Source organism: Terrabacter sp. GCM10028922 (genome assembly GCF_042666095.1).
Taxonomy (GTDB): domain Bacteria; phylum Actinomycetota; class Actinomycetes; order Actinomycetales; family Dermatophilaceae; genus Terrabacter.
In genome coordinates this window covers 1-5484 of record NZ_JBHTFG010000019.1, presented here as the reverse complement: position 1 = coordinate 5484, position 5484 = coordinate 1, and the positions used below count along the sequence as shown (strand labels likewise).

Genomic DNA, 5484 nt, shown 5'->3' with positions numbered 1-5484 from the left:
GGGCAGGGCCTGTGCGTGAGATGCAACCACACCAAACAGCTCCCCGGCTGGATCGCCCGCACCCTCGCCCCACCCAACGCCGCACCCATCACCCCACCCATCGCCGCACCCCTCGACCCACCCGGCCGCTCCCGAGACCCCGGCCCGCGACACCCGGGCCTCCGGCACACCGTCGAGACGACCACCCCGACCGGGCACCGGTACACCTCCACCGCGCCACCCCTGCTCCCCGCACTGGTGCCCGCCGCCGCGCCCGGCACCACCACCACCGACCCCGAGTGCCCGGACAGCCCACTCGAACGCGCCCTCGCACTCGCCCTGGCCGCCTGACCGGCACAAGCCGTGGCAGAGCCGGGGCGACGCGGCACTGCCTGAAGGTTGCGCACTTGCGCAGGTCGAGGTCGGTGGGGCCAGCGCCTGCGAGGATGACGGCATGAGCACCGGCACCCTCGTCCTGGCCGCCACCCCCATCGGCGACCCCCGGGACGCCGCCCCACGGCTCGCCGACGAGCTCGCCACGGCCGACGTCGTCGCCGCCGAGGACACTCGACGCCTCCGTCGCCTCCTGGCCGATCTGGGCGTCACGCCATCCGGTTCGGTCGTCAGCTACCACGAGCACAACGAGGCGTCCCGCACGCCCGAGCTCGTCGAACGGCTCGCCACGGGCGCGCGCGTCGTCGTCGTCACCGATGCCGGCATGCCGTCGGTGTCGGATCCCGGCTACCGCCTCGTCGCCGCTGCCGTGGAGGCGGACGTCCGCGTCACGTGTGTGCCCGGCCCGAGCGCGGTGCTCATGGCGCTGGCCGTTTCGGGACTCCCGGTCGACCGTTTCTGCTTCGACGGTTTCCTGCCACGCAGGCCCGGAGAGCGGGCCCGGGTGCTCGCCGACGTCGCGGACGAGCGGCGCACCATCGTGTTCTTCGAGGCACCGCACCGCCTCGCCGACACGCTGGCCGCGATGCGCGACGCGTTCGGCGCCGACCGGCGCGCCGCCGTCTGCCGCGAGCTGACGAAGACCTACGAGGAGGTGCGTCGCGGCACGCTGACCGAGCTGGCCGAGTGGGCCGAGGCCGGCGTCAAGGGCGAGATCACGATCGTCGTGGCTGGAGCCGAGCGGGTGGCGCCGTCCCTCGAGGACGCCGTCGCCGGCATCCGGCAGCGTGTCGACGCGGGGGAGCGGCTCAAGGACGTCGCCGCCGACGTGTCGGCGCACACGGGACTGTCGAAGAAGGCGCTGTACGACGCGTCGCTCGCCGCGCGCTGACCAGCGGCCCGGTCGAGGGGCGAGCCGGGCTTGTGCCGACTGGGGATCGCGACAAGGCTGGGCGGGTACCTCGTCGCGGCCCCGTCGCCGCGACGTCCCTTGCAGCGAAGGAGAACCCATGGCCGCCACTCGCACCGCCACCACGCACTGGGAGGGCTCGCTCTTCGAAGGGGGCGGTCAGGTCACCCTCGAGAGCTCCGGCATCGGCACCTACGACGTCAGCTGGCCGGCACGCACGGAGGCGCCGAACGGCAAGACCAGCCCCGAGGAGCTCATTGCAGCCGCCCACTCGTCATGCTTCTCGATGGCGTTCTCCAACGGTCTGGCCAAGGCCGGCACCCCGCCGACGACCCTCGACACGACGGCCGCGGTGACGTTCGTCCCCGGGACGGGCATCACCGAGATCAAGCTCTCCGTCGTGGGCGACGTGCCGGGCATGTCGGCCGAGGACTTCCAGGCCGCGGCCGAGGACGCGAAGGTGAACTGCCCGGTGAGCCAGGCCCTCAAGGCAGTCCCGATCTCGCTCGAGGCGCGACTGGCCTGACACCGGTCGTCCGAGCCGGCGTATGCCGTCCAGCGAGCTGGGCGGCATACGCCGGCTTCGTGTGGACGTCCTTGCGGGTCAGGACTTCTCGACGGTCTGCCTGAGTGACTCGAGCATGCCCTGCCAGTTCTGCGAGAACTCCTCCGCCTGCTCGGCGGACTCGTTGCCGTCCTGCTCGAGCGCCACGGTCGTGCGGCCGTCCCTCGTGGGCGTGAGCGTGTACGTCACCGTGTGGTAGTTCTCGGGCCGGTCCTCCTGGCCCATGAGCGGGCTGTAGTGCGTCATCGACAGCCGGTTCGGCGCCTCGGCCTCGAGCACCTCGCCCTTGTCCTCGTACGGCTTCCCGTTCATCTCGCCCTGCCACGTGATGGGGCTGCCCACCTGCCAGTCGGTCGTCACGGTGGTGCCGACCATCCACGACCTGACCTGCTCCGGATCCGTCAAGGCGCCCCAGATGGCGTTCGGCTTCGCGTCGACGATGACCTCTGCGCGTGCGATGTGTCCAGTCATCCCTCAGTCCTACTCGTCGCGGCGTCCTTCCGCCAGAAGGAAGCCGGCAGGACGGCGACAGGACCGCTCTGCGCGGCCGCATACTCGTGCGCGGCGGGGGCGCCCGCCCGCCTAGGATTGCTCGCCATGAGCAATGTCCTGTCTGCCGTCGCCTGGCCGTACACCAACGGCCCGCGCCACATCGGCCACGTGGCCGGTTTCGGCGTTCCCTCCGACGTCTTCAGCAGGTACATGCGGATGGCCGGGCATGACGTCCTCATGGTCTCCGGCACCGACGAGCACGGCACGCCGATCCTCGTCCTCGCCGAGGAGGAGGGCCTCACGCCGCAGGAGCTCGTCGACAAGTACAACGCCGTCATCGCCCAGGACCTCACCGACCTCGGCCTGTCCTACGACCTCTTCACCCGCACGACGACGCGCAACCACTACGCAGTCGTGCAGGAGATGTTCCGGCAGGTCCACGCGAACGGCTACATGATCGAGCAGACGACGAAGGGTGCCATCAGCCCGTCGACGGGCCGCACGCTGCCAGACCGCTACATCGAGGGCACGTGCCCCATCTGCGGCTTCCCCGAGGCGCGCGGCGACCAGTGCGACAACTGCGGCAACCAGCTCGACGCCGAAGAGCTCATCGACCCGCACAGCAAGATCAACGGCGAGACGCCGGAGTTCATCGAGACCCAGCACTTCTTCCTCGACCTTCCGGCGCTCGCCGGGGCGCTCTCGGAGTGGCTCGACGGCCGCGAGGCGTCGGGCACGTGGCGGCCCAACGTCATCAAGTTCTCCAAGAACCTCCTCAAGGACGTCCGGCCGCGTGCCATGACCCGCGACATCGACTGGGGCATCCCGATCCCGCTCGACGGCTGGGAGGACAACCCGTCCAAGCGCCTGTACGTGTGGTTCGACGCCGTCATCGGCTACCTCTCGGCATCGATCGAGTGGGCTCGCCGTCTCGGCCCCGGCCACGAGGACCGCTGGCGCGAGTGGTGGAACGCCCCCGAGGCCGTGTCCTACTACTTCCAGGGCAAGGACAACATCACCTTCCACAGCCAGATCTGGCCGGCGGAGCTGCTCGGCTACGCGGGCCGGGGTGACAAGGGCGGCGAGCCGGGGGAGTACGGCACCCTCAACCTGCCGACCGAGGTCGTCGCGAGCGAGTTCATGACGCTCGAGGGCAAGCAGTTCTCGACGAGCCGCAAGCACGTCATCTACGTGCAGGACATCGTCGCGCGCTACGGCCCCGACCCGATCCGCTACTTCATCTGCGCCGCCGGCCCGGAGAGCCAGGACGCCGACTTCTCGTGGGCGGAGTTCGTCCAGCGCAACAACAGCGAGCTCGTCGCCGGGTGGGGCAACCTCGTCCAGCGCACTGCGACGATGGTTGCCAAGAACTTCGGCGAGATCCCCCAGCCGTATGCCGCCGAGCCCGTCGACGAGGAGCTGCTCGCCACCGTGCGGGGGGCGTTCGAGACCGTGGGTGCCTCTCTGGGGCGGCACCGCCAGAAGGCGGCGCTCGCGGAGGTCATGCGCGTCGTCGGCGAGGCCAACGCGTACGTCTCCAGGACCGAGCCGTTCAAGCTCAAGGGCGACGACGAGCGCGAACGGCTCGCCACCGTGCTGCACACGCTCGTCCAGGCCGTCTCCGACATCAACACGCTCATCTCACCGTTCCTCCCGCACGCCGCCAACCGCGTCCACGCCGTGCTCGGCGGCGAGGGCGACTTCATGCCCATGCCCCGCCTCGAGATGGTGCGCGATCTCGACGACGACTCGCGGTGCTACCCGGTGATCACCGGCGAGTACACCGCGACGCCGACGTGGGAGTCGCGACCGGTCGTCGTCGGCACGCCGATCGCCAAGCCCACCGGCGTCTTCGTCAAGTTCGACCCCGACCAGGTCATCGAGGACGAGCGGCGGCGCCTCGCCGACCCCGGCACGTCCGACCCTGCTCAGAGCGCATGAGCTCGCACCCGTCGGGGCAGCGCGGCCTGCCGGAGCGCCTGCCCGACCCGTTGCCGATCGACGTCGTCGACAACCACGTGCATCTCGACATCACGCGTGAGGGCGACGCGCCGTTCGATGTGGCCGACGCGATCGAGCGGGCGCGCTCGGTCGGCGTGACGCGCCTCGTGCAGGTCGGCTGCGACCTCGACGGCATCCGTTTCACGATGGATGCGATCGAGCGGCACGATGCACTCGTCGGCGGAATCGCCTTGCACCCCAACGAGGTTCCACGCCTCGCCGCCGCCGGGAGGCTGGAGGAGGCGTACGCCGAGGTCGAGCGGTGCGCCGCGCACGACCGCGTCCGGGTCATCGGCGAGACCGGTCTCGACTACTTCCGCACCGGCCCCGAGGGGGTGCCCGTCCAGCAGGACGGCTTCCGGTGGCACATCGACCTGGCCAAGCGACTCGGCAAGGCCCTGCAGATCCACGACCGTGACGCCCACGACGACGTGCTGCGCATCCTCGAGGAGGAGGGTGCGCCCGAGCACACGGTCCTGCACTGCTTCTCCGGCGACATCACCATGGCCCGCGAGTGCGTCGAACGGGGTTACTACCTCAGCTTCGCCGGCACCGTGACGTTCAAGAACGCCCGCGACCTGCGCGACGCGCTGACCGCGATCCCGCTCGACCGGGTGCTCGTCGAGACCGACGCGCCCTACCTCGCACCGGCCCCGCACCGGGGAGCCACGAACGCCTCGTTCCTCGTGCCCGTGACCCTCCGCACGATGGCCGGGGTACTCAACATCGACGTGCCGTCGCTGTGCCGCGCCGTGTCCGAGAACAGCGAACGGGTCTACGGACCCTGGGGTGCCGAGCGGGTCGTCCAGAGCGCCTAGCTGTACCCGGCCATCAGGTTGGTTGCAGTCGGCTGATGGGCGGGTGACCTCGCAGGGCGCTGTGGCGGCGTTCAGTGTTGTAGTGCTCGAGCCATGGTGCAAGTGCGGTGACGCGTTCGGTATTGCTGGTGTAGGCCGTGCGGTAAGCCCACTCGGTGGCCAAGGTGCGGTTGAGTCTTTCGACCTTGCCGTTCTGCCAAGGGCAGTGCGGCTTGATGAACTTCTGAGTGATGTCGTGCTCGGCACACACGGCTCGTAGCGAGTAGCGGTAGGCCCACGCGTTGTCGGTCATCAGCCGCTCGATCCGGGTGATGCCGTGATCAGCG

Annotated in this window: 6 protein-coding genes and 1 pseudogene; 5 read left to right on the top strand and 2 right to left on the bottom strand. The window is 70.1% G+C overall.

The annotated features are described in order from the left end of the window. The 3 genes and pseudogenes from ACFQU3_RS16870 to ACFQU3_RS16860 form a co-directional block, all read left to right on the top strand. Positions 1-330, top strand: a pseudogene (locus ACFQU3_RS16870) (hypothetical protein); the annotation flags it as partial. 103 nt (positions 331-433) lie between these two features. After that, on the top strand, positions 434-1264 hold the full coding sequence (rsmI, locus tag ACFQU3_RS16865) for a 16S rRNA (cytidine(1402)-2'-O)-methyltransferase (protein ID WP_385911832.1): 831 nt from the start codon (positions 434-436) through the stop codon (positions 1262-1264). A 118-nt stretch (positions 1265-1382) separates the two neighbouring features. After that, positions 1383-1808: an OsmC family protein gene (locus ACFQU3_RS16860; protein WP_385911830.1), complete on the top strand. Its 426-nt coding sequence runs from the start codon at positions 1383-1385 to the stop codon at positions 1806-1808. A gap of 78 nt (positions 1809-1886) precedes the next feature. On the opposite strand, the gene ACFQU3_RS16855 is transcribed toward ACFQU3_RS16860, so the two are convergent. Beyond that, entirely contained in the window at positions 1887-2318 is a 432-nt protein-coding gene (locus ACFQU3_RS16855; protein WP_385911828.1) for an SRPBCC domain-containing protein, read from the bottom strand. A gap of 126 nt (positions 2319-2444) precedes the next feature. Here ACFQU3_RS16855 and metG point away from each other — a divergent pair, with 126 nt between their 5' ends. Together metG and ACFQU3_RS16845 are read left to right on the top strand one after the other, a co-directional pair. Next, complete coding sequence (metG, locus tag ACFQU3_RS16850) at positions 2445-4280, top strand: methionine--tRNA ligase (RefSeq protein ID WP_385911826.1); 1836 nt, start codon at positions 2445-2447, stop codon at positions 4278-4280. Next, on the top strand, positions 4277-5158 hold the full coding sequence (locus ACFQU3_RS16845) for a TatD family hydrolase (protein ID WP_385911824.1): 882 nt from the start codon (positions 4277-4279) through the stop codon (positions 5156-5158). The genes metG and ACFQU3_RS16845 overlap by 4 nt, the downstream gene beginning before the upstream one ends. A 13-nt stretch (positions 5159-5171) precedes the next feature. On the opposite strand, the gene ACFQU3_RS16840 is transcribed toward ACFQU3_RS16845, so the two are convergent. After that, on the bottom strand, positions 5172-5484 hold a 313-nt coding region (locus tag ACFQU3_RS16840), incomplete at its 5' end, for an integrase core domain-containing protein (protein WP_385911822.1).